Below are 19,849 nucleotides of genomic sequence, written 5' to 3' on the forward strand. Positions count from 1 at the left end.
ATTTAATACTAGGGGGCCTGTTGGCGGCGATAATCTCTGACAAAAAACCAATTAATAATCCGCCGTAACGCATCAACTTTATCATTAAATTGGTGCGTTGCGCTATCGCGCTTCACAGCCTACCAGTGAACTACCGGTAAATCGTCACGCTGCCTGCCCAGATCAGGAAACTGGGATAACAGGGGAAATCTGTCCAGAATTTGAGCAATCTTTTGGTCGGCCATTAATTCATCTTGTCTGCCTAAATACCCGCCAGTCTTGCTCTGCTTGCCTTGCAACGAAAGCGATTCACTAAATTAACTCCTCTTGAAGTCGCTGTTTGGCAAGCATCTTAATAGTTTCCAACAAACTAGGCAATGAGGACTCGTTATGTTCATTATAATCACAATGCCTGAGTTGTTCTATTCCTAGCTCGATGTCTCGTTTTAATGCCTCCCGTTGGCGTTGAATTTCCTCGACGGCTAGGGCTGGATGCTGAATTTTTTGTAGGAGAAGCTGTTGTTCTTCGTCAGTTAAGGAACGGATAATTTGAGCAAGGGAATCAATTAGAAAACGGGTTTCTTTGAGAAACCCGTTTTCTATGGCAATTAAGGAACGGATACCTAAGGATCGATCTCAAAGGTAACGAACTCCGCAGCAGTGGCTGGTTTGACAGTAGCAAGGCCAAGTATAGCGATCGCACTAGCTATACCAGCAGCTACAACGGTAGAGAAGGTATTCATTGGCAATTTTGGGTAAATGTGGTATAATTGGTCTTCGCTTAACCCAGTCTATTGATTGTGTAAAACCGTGTGGGTAGCAGGAATAGGATAACCCGCCTCACCGAAGGATTCATAGATAACCTTATTAGTGTCAAAATAGACCTGCCAATAGTTATCGTTACTGCAATAGGGACGTACTGCCAAAAAAGGTCCGGAGGGATTAAATTCTAAAATTTCCACATCGGGGGCGGGATTAGTCAAAACACTGGGGATACGGCCAATTTTATCCTTTAACAGAGCGATCGCTTCTTGGACATTTACCCCGTGACTTAATTGAGCAGTCAGATCCACACGACGATAGGGATTAGCGGAAAAATTTTGAATATTTCCAGAAAAAATGCTGTTATTGCCGACTACAGTTCTAATATTGTCAAGAGTGTTGATAGTAGTGGCAAATAAACCCAATTCCTCCACCGTACCAGTTACACCTCCCGCAGAGACAAAATCGCCCACCTTGAAGGGACGGAACATAACTAAAAAAGCCCCGGCGGCAAAATTGGCCAACAGCCCCCCCCAAGCAGCCCCGATCGCAATACCAGCAGCCGCTAAAAGTGCGGCAAAAGAGGTGGTTTCAACACCAAAAAAGCCCAAAATCGCCACGATCAGGACAACTTGCAGGGCAATGAGGATGAAAGAAATAATATATCTAACGATGGTAGGATCAACATTGCCCTTGGCCAAACTGCTTTTGAGCAGATTAACCGCTAGATTAATCAGCCATTTACCGATCAACCAGAGTAGGATCGCCCCGATTAATTTCGCCCCGAAGCTAATCGCTAAATCCCTGATAAAGTACATTTGATTGCTAACTTGAGCCGGATCCATAGTTATTATCCTCGCAAAGAAATAAAGCTAATTTACACAGAGATTATAGGAGCGAGAGCAAAAACCGAGGACTCTCTCAAGGAAAAAAACCGATTTGCTGATGGGGAGTATTTTCAGTGAACAGTAAACAGTCAACTGATAACCTACATCTGATAACTGATAACTGATAACCGACTCCAGACCGCCGATTACTGATTCGACATTTGGGCGGTGATTACGGTGAGATCGATCGCCCTTTCGCCCCTTCTGATTCTTAGGGGTAAAGATTGACCGATCCCGGTTTTTTCCACCATTTCCTGTAACTCACCGCCATCACTAACTGGTTGATTATTAGCTTTAACAATCACATCCCCGCGATGGATACCAGCTTTTTCGGCGGGGGTATTAGGTAGGACTTTCACCACCAAAATTCCCGACACTTCCGGCACGAGCATGGGAGAATTCGGGTTTTGATTATTAGCCCGGGCTAAATCGGGAGTTAGATTAACCATCTGTACACCGATATAGGGATGGGCTACCTTTTGACCTGATTCTAGGGTCGCTTGTAATTGCTTCGCCCGGTCGATGGGAATGGCAAAACCGATGCCCATGGCATCGGCACGAATCGCCGTATTGATGCCGATGACTTCTCCTTGGGCATTGAGTAAAGGACCGCCGGAATTACCCGGGTTAATAGCGGCATCGGTTTGGATAAAATCAATGCGTTTATCGGGAATACCCGCCTTAGCCGCCGAGCGCCCGATCGTGCTAATAATTCCTAAAGTTACCGTATTATCTAGACCGACGGGATTGCCTACTGCGATCGCCCAGTCCCCCACTTGTATGGACGAGGAATTGCCCAGGACGGCTACAGGTAATTTTTCCCCTTGGGGATTAATTTTCACCACGGCTAAATCAGTGATCTCATCAGTACCGCGTACTTCCCCCTTGAAGCTACGACCATCTTTTAGAGTTACCGTTACCTTATCGGCATTATCGACCACATGGGCATTAGTTAAGATTAAACCACTGCCATCGATAATAAAACCTGAGCCCTGGCCAGCCACTCGCTGCTGGGTGGGAAGACGAAACTGTTCCCCAAAAAACTCCTGAAAAAAAGGATCATCAAAAAAGGGGCTATTGGGACGAGTAATGATCGCTTCGGTGTCAATTCGCACCACTGCCGCACCCGTGCGGGCCACTGCCTTAGCGACAAAACTTTCCGCCGTCATCTCCGGGGGAATTCCAGTCACATCGGCGGCAGCGCTGGGCAGATTTTGAGCATTTACCGCAGCTAAACTGCTAAAACCGAGCATAACTCCTAGAAAAGTTGCCAAAGCATGGGTAATAGTTCGCCGTAACCCTGTAGGAAGTTTCATACTTTGATCTCTGATTCTGATGTTTTAACTGTTTCTGTCCATCGGTTGATAGACCGACTATTAAAAATCTAACAAATCGATCGCTCCGATTAATAAGTAGTAGTGCCAAATCAATTTCCTCGTCGAGATATTGGACAAGATCGGGAACCCCGTGTTAAACTGCCTCGATAAGATGATGTCACTCTCAAAGCTTTCCACTATATAATCCCATGGTCATACAATCGGTCAGTTTAACAGTTAAGGACTATAAGTCTAATATTCCCGTGGCCATCTTGTGTGGTGGCAAAGGAACCCGACTCAGGGAAGAAACCGAATTTCGACCTAAACCGATGATTACCATCGGAAATCGACCGATTATTTGGCATATCATGAAAACTTATGCCCAATATGGCTTAACTGATTTTATGCTCTGTCTAGGGTACAAAGGAGAAATAATCCGGGACTATTTCTTTAACTATGATTGGAATCAAAGTGATGTCCTCTTAGAGTTAGGCAATAAAAAAGTGACCAAACTCGATAGTGGACACGAGGAGGAAGACTGGCGTATTTGGTTAGTTGATACGGGACAGGAAACCATGACCGGAGGCCGTCTTAAACGTCTCACCTCTTATATAGACCAAAGCGGAAGTGAGATCTTTTTAGCCACCTATGGGGATGGGGTTTGTGATGTGAATATTGCCGATCTATTGGATTTCCATTGCTCCCATGGTAAATTAGCCACTATGACGGCGGTTCGTCCTTCTTCTCGCTTTGGCGAGCTAATCATTGAGGGTAATCTAGTCACCCAATTCCAAGAAAAGCCCCCAACGGCTGAAGGATGGATTAATGGGGGATATTTTGTCTTAAATCGCAAGGTTTTGGATTTAATTGAGGGAGATGCGACGACTTTTGAAGCACAACCCCTAAGAACCCTAGCCGCTTTAGGAGAACTCGCCGTCTATAAGCATGATGGGTTTTGGCAGTGCATGGATACTTATCGAGAAATGGAAATGCTCAATCACCTTTACGACACTGGACAAGCTAGATGGAAAATATGGTAGGTAATGTCTGGTGGTAGTGATGGAGGCTTAATCCTTTGCTTTGCCGTGCATTGTAGTCATGGATAAAATACCAAAAGGCTCCCCAAGGTGATTCTCCATTTTTTTAGAGAAAGATAGACTCTGTCTCACCAACCAAGAAATCCGGCTCTTCTCGACTTTGTGTGATAATTTTTGCTTATAGAATCGTGAAATGTTTACTGGGAAAGACTTTTAGGACTATTTTGCTCAAGAAACTATCAGTCTAAATCTCGTTTCCACACAGAAACCAGAAGAGCCGAAAATCGGCTCTTATCGACCTTGTGTGATAAGTTTAAATTATATAAGAGCGATCAATCTTCGTGTCCTTTGTGTCTTTGTGGTTCGTTCCACTCGGTCTCGCGTAGCGAGCGCGTTGCGACCGCCAGCAGGACTGTATCTTAGAATACATTTTACCCACCAAACCCAAGAGAGTCCAGACAGGAGCCAGAAAAAGGTATTGATCAGAAAAATCATGATCAAGCTAGAGGTTTAAAGACTGATCGGGTTCCAATTATTTTTATTAATAAATATTTTACACAATTCATACCGGATAAGCAACAGGGCTACGGCACTACTACTAAATCATTACCAGAAAAAGTAAACACGATGTTTTAATCGGAGTGTCTAGAGGTTGTTTGTCACAGCCATTAAGAGTAAAAATCTCTGAAGGATTCCCGTCCGTTTTACGGCGGGGAGTGTCAAACTAGAGAATAGGAGAGAGTTGGTCTAGAGGTTGCGGGATCATTTTATCAATGATTCCGAGGAAAGTCCGAACTCCCGAAAGACCACACTTGCTGGATAACGTCCAGTGCGCGCGAGCGTGAGGATAGTGCCACAGAAAAATACCGCCCCCTTTTTTCAGTGATCAGTAAATAGTAACGAAAGTAAATTGACTGATAACTGACAACTGATTGGGGGTAAGGGTGCAAAGGTGCGGTAAGAGCGCACCAGCAGTATCGAGAGGTACTGGCTCGGTAAACCCCGGTGGGGAGCAAGGTGGAGGGACAAAGGTTGGTCTTTTTCCTGTCCCGTTTTTAGGAACCGCTTGAGGTAATTGGTGACAATTATCCCAGATAGATAACCTCTATTCCAACAAAGGTAAAAGCGATTTTACTGCTGTTGGGAAATACAGAATTCGGCTTATGTCTGACTCTCTCCTTGATCAGTAATCAGTAATCAGTAATCAGGAGTCAGGAGTCAGGAGATAGGAGATTGCTTTTATTTATTCTCCCCCCGCAACGGCTCGACTGAGCTTCGCCGAACGTCCGAACGTCGCGCGCGAAGTGGTCTCCCCATCTCTCCACACCCCACACCCCGCTCCCCATCTCCCCGCTCCCATGTCCTTAAGTGATCCGCGTCGCCAAAAACAATTAAAAACCCTAGTGGAAAAGCTGGGGTTATCGGCTGATGTCCCCATCAGGTGGGACTTATTGGATTTAGCTCTAACTCATCCCAGTGTTTCCCGTGATAAGAATTATGAACAATTGGAATTTGTGGGCGATTCTGTGGTAAGACTTGTGGCGGCGGAGGTATTGTTAGAAACCTATCCAGAGGCGCTAGTGGGAGAATTTGCCGCCCTGCGATCGATGATGGTTAGCGATCGCACTCTGGCGGAATTTGCGGATCGCTACGGTTTCGAGCGTTATTTGTTGGTATCAAGTAGTACAAGTATTGATCGAGCAGGGCGAATTTCCCGACTAGCAGACGCTTTTGAGGCAGTTTTGGGGGCATTATATCTTAGTACGCAGACTATGGTTTTAGTGCGTTCTTGGTTAGATGAACCACTACTGGAAAAAGCGGCCGAAATTCGTCGAGATCCGGCCCGACAGAATTATAAGGATGCCTTGCAGGAGTGGACACAAGCAACATACAAAAAACTGCCGCAATACTTAGTCAAAGAAATCAAAGGTTTAGATCAAGAGCGTTTTTGTGCGGAAGTGTGGTTAAATGAGCAGAAATTAGGAGTGGGAACAGGCAGAAGCAAAAAAGCGGCGGAACAGGCAGCGGCTAAATCGGCTTTTCTAGAAGTGGTTAAAGGCTAAATGAAGGTATTTTTGCCTAACGGACAAATTGCCAGAGGCGAATTTTAAAATCATAATTACCACTAGCCAAATACTGCCCATCGGGACTAAAAGCCAGGGACTCCACCCAGTCGGAATTATTATCAAACCAGGCCAACTGTTTACCCGTCGTCACATCCCATAAACGCACACCGTCATTACTGGCACTAGCGAGAATTTGTCCGTTAGGATGGAGTGCGAGGGAACGGATTCGGTCCGTATGACCGATGAGGGTAAATAATAACTTATTATTGCTCGTATCCCAGATTTTAATCGTGCGGTCTAAGCTACCTGTAATTAAATTTTTACCGTCGGGAGTGTATAAAAGCTTGCTAACCGCTTGGGGATGGGCGGAAAATTTCGACAAAAATTTGCCCTCGCGGATGTCCCAAAAATGTACCTCACCGTCTTCATGACCACTAGCCAGGGTGACACCATCGGATTTCACCCCTAGGGAATAAACAAAATTACCCACCCAATTTAAACGATAGAGGGGACGGCGGGGAGGTTGCACTGTCCAGAGGCGAATTCCTTCCAAACCACCACTAATTAAGGTTTTACCATCGGGAGTAACGGTGAGGGCGAGGACAGTATTACCGTGTTCGAGGGCAATTCCTAAATACTTGCCTTCCACCATATTCCAAAAATTAATGGAACCATCTGAACCGCTACTAACTAATAATCTTTCGTTGGGACTAATGGCTAAAGCTTTGACGCTGGTTCTTTGGGCGCGAGTTTGGGAGACTTTTTGCCCTGTTTTTACTGACCAAATTCTCAGGAGGGGATCCGTATCACTACCACCAGCGAGAACCAATTGGTTATCGGGACTGAAAATCAGGGCATTAGGGGTGGATTGTTGTCCTTCTAAGGTTTTAGCGAGGGTAAGTCTGCCTAAACCTTCTACTAGGATAGTTTCTGGGGTTTTTTCGCCACTTTCAGCTGCGGGTTTAGCCGGGGCAATGGGACTTTGGGCCTGACTAAGCTGATGTTCTCCCATTGTCAGCGTGGTTAAGACACTGACTACAATTGCCCCGACAAGTTTCTCCCCACCCATCAATCGGAATTTCATAAATTTATTTGAATATTAACGGTGCTATAGATTTTAGCCTTTGAGAGGATTGATTGCCAAGCAAGGTCAGATTTTTGAGCTAAGAAGGTCGATTTTTTTCGTTTTTCAGGGTTGGTAAAGCCACTTGACCCGATTGGGGCGGTAAATAGTATCTTGCTGCTTCTTCTCTGTTGATTTGCTTGGTTTTTTGGCCCTGTTGCCACCTGGCGAAGATAGCGATCGCCATAATCGTTGCCCCTAAGGATAGCAGTGTCCATCTTTGTCCTAGAACCCCGATGATGACATCTACTGCCGCTGCGGTAAAGATAAAGCTAGTTATTGGTTCTTGACGGTAAGCTTTCTTGAGAAAACGCGGCCAGAGGAGATTACTCATTTTATCTATTATTTCTACGGTTTCGATAATTCCAGCTTATCCTATCACCCTGAAAAATGTTGTCGATCGGGTCAGGGGAGTTTTCAGTGTTGCCAAAGGCACGGCGTAGCCGTCCAGTAAACAGTAAACAGTAATCAGTAAACTGTGAAAAGACATTAGGCAACACCGTCGCTAAAAGTGAGGAAACCTCTTGCATAATTAATTTTTGAGGGTTCAAAAACGTCAAAAATAAGGATTAAATGGCCTAAAATCGGTAAATAGACCATTTAATTGATTATTATTCATTCTTAATTCTGCTGACTACTGGCTACTGGCTACTGACTCCTAACCCTAACAACAATTTTTGATTTTTACAAGAGGTCTAGGGTTTTCACCCCGACATTTGAGATAAAGATCAAGTATGACGGGATTTGGCATCATTCCCAGACGACCAGCTACTGTGCCGCTTCTGGCGTTGCCTGTTTCCTAAAACCACCAGACTTCGTACCTCATTATTAAGATAACTGCTATAGGAGAAAGGCTGTAAATTTGTTCTCATCCCCTTTTAAGCCGTAAAAAAGCTCTTTAACCGTTGTCGCAGCCAAGAGACGGGATTTTTCAGGTCTTCCGAGTCTAAAAGACCCATTTCTCGCAATTTCTGCTGACATTCGCGCAATTCCTCTTGACGTTGGGCGAGTGCCTGAGTGAATTCCTCCGCTAGAGCCGGATAAGTAGTGATAAGATGCTGAAAACCCTGACGATCGAGCAAAAATAACAAGGTTTCCCCCACTGCTTGCATAGTGGTGGGATAGGGAACCTCTAATATTAACGGTAATTCCCCAAAATATTGCCCTTTATTAAAAGTAAAAATTTTACGACTGATTTTATCGTTTTCATAAAAAGCATCCACTTGTCCCTGCAAAACAATACAGAAATAATTAGTTCTTTCTCCCTGTCTAATTAAAATCTCCCCGTCCTGGAGATGTTGACGACAACCCATTTCAATTAATACACGCAATTGCAGATCGTTAAAATGTTTAAAGTAACTCACCTCCAATAACATTTCTTTTAACGATAGCGGTTTTGCAGGTTTAACTATCTCCTGATCCTGTTCCTTAACTGCCTCAAAACTGTCGGTATTATGCAACCATAACTCTCGCTGGGGAAAAGGAATCGTTATGCCCCGATGACGCAGATTATGCTCGATAATGAAGTGTAGGGAACTTCTCAGAAAAACGGCCTGTTCGACTTTTTCCACCCATACCCACAACTCAAAATTTAAAGCACTATCACCAAAACCGTTAAAAATCACCTTGGGAAGCGGATTAAAGGCAATTTCTCCCGACATATAGGCTGATTGCAGCAGAATTTCCGTTACTATCAAAGGATCCGTACCGTAGGCAACTCCCACCGGTACAATAACTCGAATGCGCGAGTCGGTATAATGCCAATTCTGGACGCGATTGCTAGTTAGGATTGTGTTAGGAACGATTAACTCTGCACCATCAACAGTGCGAATGGTGGTAGAACGAATCGATATTTCCCGGATATAACCCTTTGTTTGCTCAAATTCGATAAAATCGCCCACTTTTAACTTGCGTTCCACCAACAAAGTTAAACCACTGGTGAGATTTTTGGTTAACTCCTGCAAACCGAAACCGATACCCACCCCCAAACCACCGGCTAAAACAGCGATCGAAGCGAGATTGAATCCAGTCAATTGTAGGGCGATAATATAACCAAAAGCCCCAAAAGCAAAACTAGCCAGAGTTGCGATCGCTTCTCGATTACCCTCATCAAAACCAATACTTTTCAGCAGACGATTTTTTAGTAAACTTTTAAAAGCGATCGTCAGACAGGTGACAAGAATAAACAGTACAAGAGTACCAATAATCCAACCGAGAGTGATCGACACACCCCCAGCGCGCCAAAGGGGAGTGTTAAAAAAGGGCGTTAACCAAGCTGAGGGAGAGAAAGTCATCGCTAAAGTTTAGATTTGATAGGGATTACCCAAGCGATCCACAAAAACATTGTAATCTAAGGGTAAACGCCCCGGATTAAGCCGCGGTTCCGCCGCGTAACCGATGGGAACGACAACAGCGATCGCCAGATGGGGATGATCGGCAGCACCGATCACAGCTTTTACCTTGTCCTCAATCCAACCGTTGAGAAAACAACTAGATAAACCGAGACTTTCGGCAGCTAAAACCAGATGAGTAGCGGCGATCATCGCATCTTTAATCGCGTATTCCCGGGTTTTTTCGCCCAAATCCTTTTGAAATCCTGGGATTGCCTGTTTAAAATATTTTACCGTGCCTTCGCTCCAAGCACCCGTACTGAGAGCCTGTTCATAGATAGGAGTTAGATCTCCTCCTCCTGCGGCAGCATCGGCAGCGAAAACAAAAGTAACCGGCGCTTGGATAATTTGCTTTTGTCCCCAAGCGGCCTCGGCTAAAGCAGCCTTTTGTGCCTCATCTTGTACTAAAATAATTCGCCAATCTTGGATGTTGAAACTACTAGGTGCGGCAACGGTTAATTCTACTAGGGTTTTCAGTAGTTCTGGGGCGATCGGATCGGTGGTAAAAGTTTTAATAGAACGACGTTGATTAATAGCCGTGGGAACATCGAGAGGCAAGGTCATAAAGTCAGTTGATTGAGTTACATATGCCTAATTATTATAAGGTCAAGCTATCAGCCTCAGACTTCGGTGTGACAAAACAGAAATAGTAAAACATCAGGGTTAAATTGTGGCAGTCAGGAAAAGATCCACTATACTGTTAAACTTAAACAGGTCATAACCCAATGACCATCTAGCTATAATCATGTCACCGCCACAAAGATCATTTTATGCTTTCTGAGCCGGAACCGAGGGACACCCTCACTACTCCCACCGTCAATATGGGCGATCAAAGTACCGATATCAAGCCAATTTTAGCCTTAAAAGAGTTAGTCGCCAGTTTATATCGCGAACAAAACAAAATTCAAAATCTCTTAAGTTCTCTCGGTTTTGCCCTGCGGAGTTTCAATAATTTAAACCAATTCCTCGACCTTACCCCCTTGATGGCCGCACGAGTGGCAGATGCGGAGGGAGGGGCGTTGATTTTGAGCAAAAATAACGGTCAAGTGGCCCTCGATCAACTGCATTGCCAGGATAATCAAATTAATGGGGAACTACGCCGACAATTAGAGGCAATTATCCGACAATTAAACCAAGAAGCGGCACTTGAGAATAAAAATAATCGATCGCTTCTCGATAGTCTCGACCATAAAATCCGGCAAACTCTCGGACAGGGTACACAGGTTTATAGTACCCCTGTTTTGGTAAAAAATAGTGAACGGGGACGTTTATACGTTTTCAGTCGCGATCCCGATTATGGTTGGACACCCACCCGTCGTAAACTGCTGCAGCTAGTGGCCGATCAAACGGCGGTGGCTATAGCTAATAATGAATTAACGATCGAATTACGGGCCAAGGAACGTCAGGATCGAGAGTTAGAAATCGCTGCCGAAATCCAAAATCGTCTTTTACCCCGGCAATGTCCGAAAATTCAGGGGGTAGAATTGGCAGCCCACTGCAAAACGGCTAATCGCGTTGGTGGCGATTATTATGATTTTATCCCCTGCAACTACGATCAATTTAAACCGGCAACGGAGGCGGAAAGGGAAGCTAGTACCGCTCCTTGGAGTATAGTCATCGGTGATGTCATGGGTAAAGGTGTCCCAGCAGGATTATTGATGACCATGACCCGGGGAATGTTGCGAGCGGAAGTGTTAAATCGTCACTCCCCGGCCCAGATTTTGCGTCATCTTAATCGGGTTATGTATGCCGATCTCGATAATTCTCATCGTTTCGTCACATTATTTTATTCCGAGTATGATCCCCTGACGCACCGTCTTGGCTACAGCAATGCTGCCCATTATCCCACCCTCTGGTGGCGTGCTAAAACGGGAGAGTTAGAGTCTCTCGACACGGAAGGGACATTAGTTGGTTTAGAGGCCGATTCCATCTATGATGATGCCCAAGTGCAATTAGAAGCGGGAGATACGCTGATTTATTATACCGATGGCTTTACCGATGCAGTCAACTCGAAAGGGGAAAGATTTGATCAGAAAAATTGGCTATCGGCAGTTAAAGAAGCCTGTCAACAGTACAACGATCCTGAACAGATTCTAAAATATTTATTTGGAAAAGTGGACGCTTTTACTGGGTTGGAAAATGACAGTAGTGACGATATGACTTTAGTAGTTATGCGAGTGAAATCGGAGGAATAAATCATCATTACCTAGCTCATAAATGAGCCTAATTCGGCTCCTGCCAAGGAGCAAATAAAGGCAATAAAGCTAACCCGGGTAAAGCGGCAATTACCGTGATTAAAAAGAACCACTGCCAACCGATCGCCTCAGCTACAACTCCGGCGGGAGCCACCAAAATATCGCGACTAAAAGCCATTAAACTCGATAAAAGTGCGAACTGAGTAGCGGTAAAACGAGCATTACAAAGACTCATTAAAAAAGCCACAAAAGCGGCAGTGACTAAGCCACCACAGAAGTTTTCAATATTAATAGCTAAGACCATAAAAGGATAATTTTGACCTAAATTTGCTAAAATAAAATAGACTAAATTACTAATAGCTTGCAAGCCGCCAAAAATCCAGAGCGATCGATTAATTCCCCAACGACTTAACAGGGAACCACCTAATAAAACTCCCACCATAGTTGCTATCATGCCCATGCCGCCTTGAATCGCCCCGATATCGGTTTGACTGAAACCAGTTTTTAAGAGAAAAGGAGTCACCATATTATTAACTAAAGCATCCCCTAAACGATAGAGAACAATAAAGGCGAGAATGCCGATTCCTTGACCGAATCGATAGCGTTGAAAAAACTCTTGGAAAGGCAACCAAACCGCCTCTAAAAGGGTTTGGGGAGTATCATCTCTAGGGGGAGTAGCTGGGGCGAAAAAAGACCAAATAATTGTTAAAGCCATCAATCCAGCTAGGAAAAGATAGACGAGAGGCCAGGGTTCGTGATCGGCTAAAATTAAAGCGATCGAACCGGTTAAAATTAAAGCCAAACGATAACCTAAAACCCCGATCGCTACCCCAGCACCCATCTCCCATTTTTCTAAAATATCTGTGCGATAGGCATCGTAGGCAATATCTTGGCTGGCACTAAAAAAAGCGATCAGTAAAGCATTAATTGCCAATAATTCCAAAGATTGTTTTGGTTGTTGAAAAGCCATAAAACCAATCGCTAAAGTTAAACAAACTTGAGCGATTAAAATCCAACCGCGACGACGACCAAGAAAAGGAGGAACATAGCGATCGAGTAAGGGAGACCAAAGAAATTTGAGAGAGTAGGGGAGGGCGACTAAACTAAATAAACCGATCGATTTCAGATTAACTCCTTCGGTGGTCATCCAAGCTTGCAGGGTGCGACTGGTGAGAAAAAATGGCAATCCAGAAGCGAAGCCTAAGAATAACAAAGCCGCCATTTTTTGACTGCGGAACACTTGCAAATAAGCGGAAATTTCTTTGATCATAGAGGGGATAGGAGGATGGATTAGATTAAAGAATATAGTTAATTGACCCAAAAAGAAAGAAATTAGTTCTAACCGACATCATCCCCTCTTAACCATTGCCCAGAGATCAAAAAAAATTCCCGAAAAAATAGCGGTCTTCCCCCCAACTGGGGCTATAGACAGTAGAATGGATGAGATTTTGATTCAGTAGTCTTGAAAAATTGCGGTCTTCTCCCTAAGATAGATGCTTGATTCTCCCAACTAGATCCCACCCCTATTTACCCTTCCCGGATAAGGACCGCCATCCCCATCTTCCCTGCCGACTCCTGTGATTAAAGTGGACTCCTGTTTTATCTCATACCTATTGTCTCATCCCTCTGACTCGGAAGCGATCCGTGAAAATGCCGCCATTACCGTCGAGGTGCGTTTGGCCCAAAGCCAAGACCTCAAAAGGTTGGCGGAGATTCTCACCGATAGTTTTTTCCCCACAGCCAATTATTGGTCTTTTCTGCGTCCTATCTTTAAATTAGGCATTTACGAGGACTTACGGGGACGATTGCGCGCCGATACCCCTTACTATCACTGTCTGGTAGTCAGTCAAACCAGCGTCACCGCCACGGGTCATCAGGAAGTTATTGTCGCTACGGCGGAAATCAGCTTAAAATCCAGTGCTTTTTTAGCTGTTCCCATTCCTTATATTTCTAATTTAGCCGTTAGTCCCGATCACCGGCGTGCTGGTCTGGCCCGGAGATTGCTGCTCAAGTGTGATCAGATCGCTAGAGAATGGGGTTTTGAGGAACTTTCCCTCCATGTTCTCGATAATAACCTAGCAGCCCAGTCACTGTACTTAAGTAGCGGTTATCGTCTGCAAAAAACCGACGGTTGGTTGAGCAATTGGTTATTTAATCGACCACAAAAGTTATTTCTGCACAAGAAAATCAGCCAATGAGGAGATAGGAGATAGGAGATAGGTTTTAGGTGTTGGGGGTTGGGGTTTTGCGGTTTTGCGGTTTTAGTTCAATTTCCCCACTACCCCACTACCCCACTACCCGCTCCCACGAAACAAACCCTAGATATTTCTCCAAAATTGCGATGCAGAACAACGATAAGGAAAAATTCTGCTATATTATCTGCTAACTCTCTAAAAAACCCAATTAGTTTAATAATCTTTTCCGGGTATCTGAGAAAACAAATAGTTTATCTCTTTAAATATGGTTTTAGGGAGATATTTAGTGACCGTGTGAGGCAATTTGTGGTTAATAAGACAAAATCAAGACTTAAAAGCGGAAAATCAGGGAAATTAGCGGCTAAACCTGTTAAAAAGCGGCGATTATCCAGTACATGGTTCCTGACAGCCCTAGGCTTAACCGGCTGCGCCCTAGTTTCCGCTACGGCGGGTGCTATGTTGGCCGTGTCTCTCTCCTCCACACCCTTGCGACAAGCTGCTCTTAGTCCCGAAGAAGCCGCCGCTTTTAACAATCAGCAGGCCATATCCTATCAAAATCTGCAACTTCCCGCCCTCAACCGTCCCGTTAATATTCTGGTAGTTGGGGCGAAAGTGTTGACATCCGATGTCAAGGAGGCACAAACCCCAGATTTGGGTTATCATGCCCCGGTTAATTCCTTGGATGGTTTAACCGATACCATGCTGTTACTGCGTTTTGACCCCCAAAGACAGAAGTTAACCATGCTTTCCATCCCTCGGGATACCCGCACCGATATCGAGGGTTACGGAGAGAAAAAAATCAACGAAGCTAATGCCCTCGGCGGACCTGCTTTAACGGCGGAAACGGTTAGTCATCTTTTAGAGGGAGTCGCTATCGATCGCTATATTCGCATTAATGTGCAGGGTGTGGAAAAATTAATTGATGCTTTGGGGGGGGTAACGGTATATGTTCCCAAAGACATGAAGTATAAAGATTTTAGTCAACACCTCTACATTGACCTGAAAAAAGGGGAACAACACCTTAACGGCGAGAAATTCCTCCAGTTTGCCCGTTTTCGTTACGATGCTAACGGCGATATCGGTCGTATCCAACGACAACAGCAATTAATGCGGTCTTTAGTAGAACAAACCCTAAAACCAGCAACTTTACTGAAAATTCCCGATATTATCGAGGTTATCCGCACTCATATCGATACTAATCTCAGTTTAGAGGAGTTACTAGCCCTCGCCGGCTTTGCCTCCAAAACTCAGCGCGCTGATGTGCAAATGCTACTACTACCCGGAGACTTTAATGGTGATGGTCGGCAAGGGATCAGTTATTGGTTGCCCAATCAAAGTAAAATTCAAGAGCTAGTGACTCAACATTTTAACCACGGCTCTTTTATGGCTGACATTGAAGAAACCACGCAACCGACTCGCATAGCTGTGGAAGATAGCACCGATAATCCAGAAGCGGTGCAAACTCTAGTCAGATATCTGCGCTCATTGGGTTATGAAAATGTTTTTGTCTCTAAGTCTTCATCGCCAATTCTAGAAACTACCAAAATTATTGCTCAAAAAGGGGATAATTCCCTCGCTTCTGACCTGCATAACAGTCTTGGTGTCGGGGAAGTTTTGGTGGAAAGTACGGGGAATCTCGCTTCTGATGTGACGATTAAAACCGGTCAAGATTGGCAAGAAAAGTCAGCTAATCTTTCTGAGCCATCCCTAGGCAACTAAGAAAAAAATCAAATTTATCTGGGTTATTGATTAGCCAAAGTTTGACAAAAATCTTGGTGTTCTTGACTAACTATTCCTTGCTTTAACACCTCCAAAACTTCGGCTAAATTACCCGATAATAAAGCATTTTTATCTAGCCATAATCCAGGGAAAACTTGAGAGCAAAGGATGTTATTTTGAGTTGATTCTAGGGGCAAATATTCCCCATCAGTTAACCGAAACCAATCCAATTGAACATCATAAACTCGCCAGATAATATACTCTTGTACTCCATGGTGACGATAAACTTTGAGTTTTTCGTGTAAATCGTAGGAAGCGGTAGAAGCGGCAATTTCCACGATTAATTCCGGTGCGCCTTCTACATAATCATCTTCACTAATGCTTGATTGTCCACCGGTTTCTATTCTTAATAAAGCATCTGGTTGTGGTTGATTATCCCCATCAAGTCGCACAGTAGTATTATCCAGTGTTTCTACCCCCGGTGTCGCCACTTCGTAGGCAGTTAACCAACCGATAATATTAGCGTGGGGTTTACCGTGGTTTTTGGCTCTCACTGCGGCTGCCATATAAACAACTCCTGCGATTAATTCAGCTTTTTTTAGCTGTGTCATTGCTTGATAACGGCGCTCGAATTCGGGACGAGTTAATCTATCGCCATTTTCGAGAGGGGGAATAATATTGGGGGAAACTATGTTAGTCGATATCATAATTTTTTGCTCATCAAGAAACTACTATCAAGGCTTAAGTTTTCTTACCAGACTCAGTTAATTTATCGATTAGGTTAAGCTTTGTATCGAGAGCATCGAAGATATCCTATACTTATTTTACAGCGTTTCTCCTCAGGATGAAGTGTAATCTAATTTGGTATCGACCACCGACTCCTGACTCCCCAAAACGACAACTTCGTACCTCATTATTAAGATAACTGCTATAACCATGAATAATTTTAAAATACTGCTCATCGGTTACGGTAATACTTTAAGAAATGATGACGGAGTGGGAGTGAGAATAGCCGAAATTATCGCCCAGGAGAATTGGCCTAATCTGCAAGTCATCGCTACCCATCAATTGACTCCTGAGTTAGCAGCCGATATAGCTGATGCTTCCCTAGTTATTTTTGTTGATGCGGTATTATCTAATCAAACTGATATCCGGATAGAAAAATTAGCGGCAGTTACCGAATGGAATAATTTCGGTCATGCAGAAAGTCCCGCTTCTTTATTAGCATTAACCCAAGCAATTTATCAACAAACTCCCAGCACCTGGGGAATATTTATTCCTGCTATTAATTGTGAATTTGGTGAAGAATTATCAACAATAACTCAAAAGGGCTTGACAAAAGCGATTAAAGCTATTAGGAAAATTATTACTTCTGAGGATTTGACTGAATACCAAAAGCAGGACTTTGATAATCTTCCGGCAGATAATTTTCAGGAATAGTGCTGTGATTGCCATCCCGGAGAGCCTTGTAGTGAGGAGACATAATTTCGATACCAACTTCGTTACATTTATCCTGAATATTTTGATGTAATTCAGAATAAATATACACCATTTTGCTAGGATGATCAGTGTAGGCATTTAGCTGATAGCTGACATAAAAATCATCGAGACTGGTTTGCAAGACAAAAGGAGCAGGTTCTGAGACAATAAATTTAGTGGCTAAGGCTGCTTCTTTCAGGGTTGCGTGAACCTTACGCCAAGGTAAATCATAACCGAGAGTGACTGTGGTTTGCAAAATTAAAGGTTGTTTGAATTCCCTTTGAGAAACGCTAAAGTTAATCACATTGGTGTTTAACAGCGATGAATTAGGAATCGTGATAATTCTATTAGCTGGTGTGCGAATACGGGTGACTAATAATCCTTTTTCAATCACATCTCCAATAACATCACCAATAGAAATTTTATCTCCTAGTTGAAAAGAGCGGGTATAGATGAGGATAATTCCTCCTACCACGTTAGCAATAGCAGAGGTGGAACCCAAGGAAAATAGTACCCCTAAAAATACCGACACCCCCTGAAAAGCAGGAGAATTAAATCCGGGTAGATAGGGAAAAGCGATGACTATAGCTAGGGCAATTATCAGCAGTGACAGTAAATTATAGGTTGGGTTTGCCCAATCGGAATAGAAACCATGAATTACTAAATTTTCTCTTGCCAAGGCGGTGAAAAATGGTTTAATTGCTCTCAACAGATAGTGAGTTATAAAAACAATTATCAGTATAATAAAAATACTGGGTAAATATTTTGCTATCTCTTGGGAAACAACTTCTAAAGCACTAAAAAAGTATTGCAGAAAACCATCACCAAATTTTCTAGTCCAGGGAAAAAGACGAAGGACAAAAGTTAAATAAAAATAGAGAATAGTTAAAATAATTAGAGTGCGGATAAATTGCAAAACTCTTAGGGAAAAAATTCCTATTGTCTGGGAACTAATAATCTCAAAATTTTGGAATACGACCCCAGGAACTAGGGAGGTGATTAACCTCTGAATCTGGGGAAAAACCCGCGAAGATATAAAAATTATTACCCAGAAAATTAAGACCGTGGCCAAGGTAGCACTTACCGTCAAAACTGCATTTTTGAAGAGGTTATCTGGTTGACGTTCTTGACGATAACGGACAATGGCCGCTTTAATCTTTGCCAAAGCTCGTTCGGCCAATACTTCTTGACTGACCGCCTGTAATTTGGCATCTTTAGAAGTAATAGTAGCAATAACCGTATCTCCCAAAATAATCGAAGGGTTTTTGTCTTCAGGATCAATTTTTATAGTTAAATCTTCAGGAGAAAGAGCATCGTCATCGGCAATTTTTTCAATTCTGTCTGTAATCGATTTCGCTCTTTCTTGCGCTGAAAAAGAACCTATTCCCTGCCGAATCGTAAAAAGTTCTTGATTATCAAGCATGACGGGAAAAACTTCTCCCAAAGTTTCCAGGGGTGTTTCCTGTCCCTGTTTAGCAGCATTATTCTGGGCTGCTATCATGAAGATAGGGGATAAAGTCAGTAACAAAACTAAACAAAACAGTCCTAGGTAACGCCAGATTTTTTTCATCTTCTAAGCCACAATTGTACAGGAGCGATCGAGTTTAATACCTCTTTTTTTCATCGTAGCATGGAATAGTTCTGTGGACAACACCTGTTCCACGGGATAAATCCCAGCTTTTTGGAGTTTTGCCGCTAAGATTAATTCTGCCACGCTGCCAGTTCCCCAGCCGGCTGCTTGGGCAGTGTTCTCGTGAACCATAGTTGCTTGATAAACTGCTTTTTGCTGCCCTTGCCATCCGGCCACTTTGGCTAACATTGCTACCCCAATTCCCGAAAATTTATCGGTTACTTCTGTCATGCGATAACTAACTTGGGAAAAAAACTCGATTCCCCGAGAACTTTCTACCCAAGCATCGGGGAAAATATGGGCAGTAATCCAAGTTAAATGATTATAAAAATCGGGAATAGAACCAAATTTTGTGATCACATTTTGCACCTGAAAAGATTCAGCGAAAGTGTAGGTTTCTGGCATATCAAACCAATAAACACCAGTTTTACCCAAAGGAGCGGGAAAGTCAATTACTTCTCTGGCAGTATAGGGTTCAATCTCTTGCCATTGTCCCTCAATCCAAGCTAAAAAAGGCTTTTTTAAGCCGAGAAAAGTAGTCCGCATCACAGTTAATCCCGCACCTCCGGAACCGGCTACGGCATAATTTAAACGGATCGTTTCTACCCTATCTAATTGTTCCACTCCCTCCCGCACTATACTATTAGAAATACCAGGGAAAATTCCCGTATTAACCACGGCAGTTATTCCCGCTTTTATTGCTAATTCTCGATAGGGGATTAACTTTTGATAAAAAGAACGATGATCACTAACATCAATATAATTGACTTTTTCTTCAATGCAAATTTTTACTACCCTGCCATCGCGATAATGAAAGGGACCGGCACAATGAATAACTAAATCACTCTTTTTAATTGCCTGTCTAAGCTTGTCTATTTCTTCTAAATCCAAAGCCAAAAACTGCATTCTTGGCAGTAATTTAATCGCTTTTTCCTTGCGTCCTGTGATAATAACTTTAGCTGTAGTATGATTAATAATATCTAGGGCGACACTTTGACCAATGCGACCAGTGCCACCTAAAATTAAAACAGTTTTTTCCATGGCAACTATCAATAATATTTGTTGCCCTAG

At 43.4% G+C, this 19,849-nt stretch carries 16 protein-coding genes and 1 other RNA gene; 7 read left to right on the forward strand and 10 right to left on the reverse strand.

The genetic code is table 11. The features are described from left to right. Nucleotides 1-770 precede the first annotated feature (770 nt). Together MiAbW_RS10815 and MiAbW_RS10820 are read right to left on the reverse strand one after the other, a co-directional pair. Entirely contained in the window at nt 771-1,586 is an 816-nt protein-coding gene (locus MiAbW_RS10815) for a mechanosensitive ion channel family protein (protein WP_151696125.1), read from the reverse strand. 188 nt (nt 1,587-1,774) lie between these two features. Continuing rightward, entirely contained in the window at nt 1,775-2,944 is a 1,170-nt protein-coding gene (locus MiAbW_RS10820) for an HhoA/HhoB/HtrA family serine endopeptidase (protein ID WP_151696126.1), read from the reverse strand. A 209-nt stretch (nt 2,945-3,153) separates the two neighbouring features. Between MiAbW_RS10820 and rfbF the strand changes: the two genes are divergently transcribed. The 3 genes from rfbF (at nt 3,154) to rnc (ending at nt 6,044) form a co-directional block, all read left to right on the forward strand. After that, nucleotides 3,154-3,984 carry a glucose-1-phosphate cytidylyltransferase gene (rfbF, locus tag MiAbW_RS10825; RefSeq protein WP_151696127.1) on the forward strand — a complete coding sequence of 277 codons (831 nt, stop codon included), beginning with the start codon at nt 3,154-3,156 and terminating at the stop codon, nt 3,982-3,984. Between the two features lie 735 nt (nt 3,985-4,719). Next, an RNA gene (gene rnpB / locus MiAbW_RS10840) (RNase P RNA component class A) lies at nt 4,720-5,160 on the forward strand. Between the two features lie 179 nt (nt 5,161-5,339). After that, a complete protein-coding gene (gene rnc / locus MiAbW_RS10845) occupies nt 5,340-6,044 on the forward strand; it encodes a ribonuclease III (protein WP_151696153.1) in 705 nt (234 codons plus the stop codon). Nucleotides 6,045-6,060: 16 nt separating this feature from the next. Here the strand turns inward: rnc and MiAbW_RS10850 are convergent, their stop codons facing one another. The 4 genes from MiAbW_RS10850 to MiAbW_RS10870 form a co-directional block, all read right to left on the reverse strand. Continuing rightward, the gene (locus tag MiAbW_RS10850; RefSeq protein WP_151696129.1) at nt 6,061-7,131 is read right to left on the reverse strand and encodes a WD40 repeat domain-containing protein; all 1,071 of its coding nucleotides are present in this window, start codon (nt 7,129-7,131) and stop codon (nt 6,061-6,063) included. A 79-nt stretch (nt 7,132-7,210) separates the two neighbouring features. Continuing rightward, a complete protein-coding gene (locus tag MiAbW_RS10855; protein WP_151696130.1) occupies nt 7,211-7,504 on the reverse strand; it encodes a hypothetical protein in 294 nt (97 codons plus the stop codon). Nucleotides 7,505-8,048: 544 nt separating this feature from the next. Continuing rightward, entirely contained in the window at nt 8,049-9,464 is a 1,416-nt protein-coding gene (locus MiAbW_RS10865; protein ID WP_151696131.1) for a mechanosensitive ion channel domain-containing protein, read from the reverse strand. Nucleotides 9,465-9,473: 9 nt separating this feature from the next. Continuing rightward, on the reverse strand, nt 9,474-10,124 hold the full coding sequence (locus tag MiAbW_RS10870) for a nitroreductase family protein (protein ID WP_151696132.1): 651 nt from the start codon (nt 10,122-10,124) through the stop codon (nt 9,474-9,476). Between the two features lie 206 nt (nt 10,125-10,330). Between MiAbW_RS10870 and MiAbW_RS10875 the strand changes: the two genes are divergently transcribed. After that, a complete protein-coding gene (locus MiAbW_RS10875; protein WP_151696133.1) occupies nt 10,331-11,755 on the forward strand; it encodes a PP2C family protein-serine/threonine phosphatase in 1,425 nt (474 codons plus the stop codon). 28 nt (nt 11,756-11,783) lie between these two features. On the opposite strand, the gene MiAbW_RS10880 is transcribed toward MiAbW_RS10875, so the two are convergent. Then, entirely contained in the window at nt 11,784-13,025 is a 1,242-nt protein-coding gene (locus MiAbW_RS10880) for an AmpG family muropeptide MFS transporter (protein ID WP_151696134.1), read from the reverse strand. A 307-nt stretch (nt 13,026-13,332) separates the two neighbouring features. On the opposite strand from MiAbW_RS10880, the gene MiAbW_RS10885 reads away from it, so the two are divergent. Both MiAbW_RS10885 and MiAbW_RS10890 read left to right on the forward strand, forming a co-directional pair. After that, entirely contained in the window at nt 13,333-13,953 is a 621-nt protein-coding gene (locus tag MiAbW_RS10885; protein ID WP_151696135.1) for a GNAT family N-acetyltransferase, read from the forward strand. 303 nt (nt 13,954-14,256) lie between these two features. Further along, complete coding sequence (locus tag MiAbW_RS10890; protein ID WP_151696136.1) at nt 14,257-15,669, forward strand: LCP family protein; 1,413 nt, start codon at nt 14,257-14,259, stop codon at nt 15,667-15,669. A gap of 23 nt (nt 15,670-15,692) precedes the next feature. On the opposite strand, the gene MiAbW_RS10895 is transcribed toward MiAbW_RS10890, so the two are convergent. After that, complete coding sequence (locus tag MiAbW_RS10895) at nt 15,693-16,376, reverse strand: Uma2 family endonuclease (RefSeq protein ID WP_151696137.1); 684 nt, start codon at nt 16,374-16,376, stop codon at nt 15,693-15,695. Nucleotides 16,377-16,605: 229 nt separating this feature from the next. On the opposite strand from MiAbW_RS10895, the gene MiAbW_RS10900 reads away from it, so the two are divergent. After that, on the forward strand, nt 16,606-17,109 hold the full coding sequence (locus tag MiAbW_RS10900; RefSeq protein ID WP_151696138.1) for a hydrogenase maturation protease: 504 nt from the start codon (nt 16,606-16,608) through the stop codon (nt 17,107-17,109). Here the strand turns inward: MiAbW_RS10900 and MiAbW_RS10905 are convergent. Both MiAbW_RS10905 and MiAbW_RS10910 read right to left on the reverse strand, forming a co-directional pair. Then, nucleotides 17,036-18,718, reverse strand: coding sequence for a mechanosensitive ion channel family protein (locus MiAbW_RS10905; RefSeq protein ID WP_151696139.1), 1,683 nt, complete (start codon nt 18,716-18,718; stop codon nt 17,036-17,038). The genes MiAbW_RS10900 and MiAbW_RS10905 overlap by 74 nt on opposite strands. Before the next feature lie 3 nt (nt 18,719-18,721). Continuing rightward, nucleotides 18,722-19,819 carry a saccharopine dehydrogenase family protein gene (locus MiAbW_RS10910; protein ID WP_151696140.1) on the reverse strand — a complete coding sequence of 366 codons (1,098 nt, stop codon included), beginning with the start codon at nt 19,817-19,819 and terminating at the stop codon, nt 18,722-18,724. Nucleotides 19,820-19,849: the final 30 nt, after the last annotated feature.

It is taken from the genome of Microcystis aeruginosa NIES-4325 (assembly GCF_008974145.1).
In the GTDB taxonomy this organism is placed as follows: domain Bacteria; phylum Cyanobacteriota; class Cyanobacteriia; order Cyanobacteriales; family Microcystaceae; genus Microcystis; species Microcystis aeruginosa_G.

What these genes read in the sequence shown, in the direction of transcription:
- MiAbW_RS10815 (WP_151696125.1), bottom strand. Translation starts at nt 1,586, where the DNA reads ATGGATCCGGCTCAAGTTAGCAATCAAATGTACTTTATCAGGGATTTA.
- MiAbW_RS10820 (WP_151696126.1), bottom strand. Translation starts at nt 2,944, where the DNA reads ATGAAACTTCCTACAGGGTTACGGCGAACTATTACCCATGCTTTGGCA.
- rfbF (WP_151696127.1), top strand. Translation starts at nt 3,154, where the DNA reads ATGGTCATACAATCGGTCAGTTTAACAGTTAAGGACTATAAGTCTAAT.
- rnc (WP_151696153.1), top strand. Translation starts at nt 5,340, where the DNA reads ATGTCCTTAAGTGATCCGCGTCGCCAAAAACAATTAAAAACCCTAGTG.
- MiAbW_RS10850 (WP_151696129.1), bottom strand. Translation starts at nt 7,131, where the DNA reads ATGAAATTCCGATTGATGGGTGGGGAGAAACTTGTCGGGGCAATTGTA.
- MiAbW_RS10855 (WP_151696130.1), bottom strand. Translation starts at nt 7,504, where the DNA reads ATGAGTAATCTCCTCTGGCCGCGTTTTCTCAAGAAAGCTTACCGTCAA.
- MiAbW_RS10865 (WP_151696131.1), bottom strand. Translation starts at nt 9,464, where the DNA reads ATGACTTTCTCTCCCTCAGCTTGGTTAACGCCCTTTTTTAACACTCCC.
- MiAbW_RS10870 (WP_151696132.1), bottom strand. Translation starts at nt 10,124, where the DNA reads ATGACCTTGCCTCTCGATGTTCCCACGGCTATTAATCAACGTCGTTCT.
- MiAbW_RS10875 (WP_151696133.1), top strand. Translation starts at nt 10,331, where the DNA reads ATGCTTTCTGAGCCGGAACCGAGGGACACCCTCACTACTCCCACCGTC.
- MiAbW_RS10880 (WP_151696134.1), bottom strand. Translation starts at nt 13,025, where the DNA reads ATGATCAAAGAAATTTCCGCTTATTTGCAAGTGTTCCGCAGTCAAAAA.
- MiAbW_RS10895 (WP_151696137.1), bottom strand. Translation starts at nt 16,376, where the DNA reads ATGATATCGACTAACATAGTTTCCCCCAATATTATTCCCCCTCTCGAA.
- MiAbW_RS10900 (WP_151696138.1), top strand. Translation starts at nt 16,606, where the DNA reads ATGAATAATTTTAAAATACTGCTCATCGGTTACGGTAATACTTTAAGA.
- MiAbW_RS10905 (WP_151696139.1), bottom strand. Translation starts at nt 18,718, where the DNA reads ATGAAAAAAATCTGGCGTTACCTAGGACTGTTTTGTTTAGTTTTGTTA.
- MiAbW_RS10910 (WP_151696140.1), bottom strand. Translation starts at nt 19,819, where the DNA reads ATGGAAAAAACTGTTTTAATTTTAGGTGGCACTGGTCGCATTGGTCAA.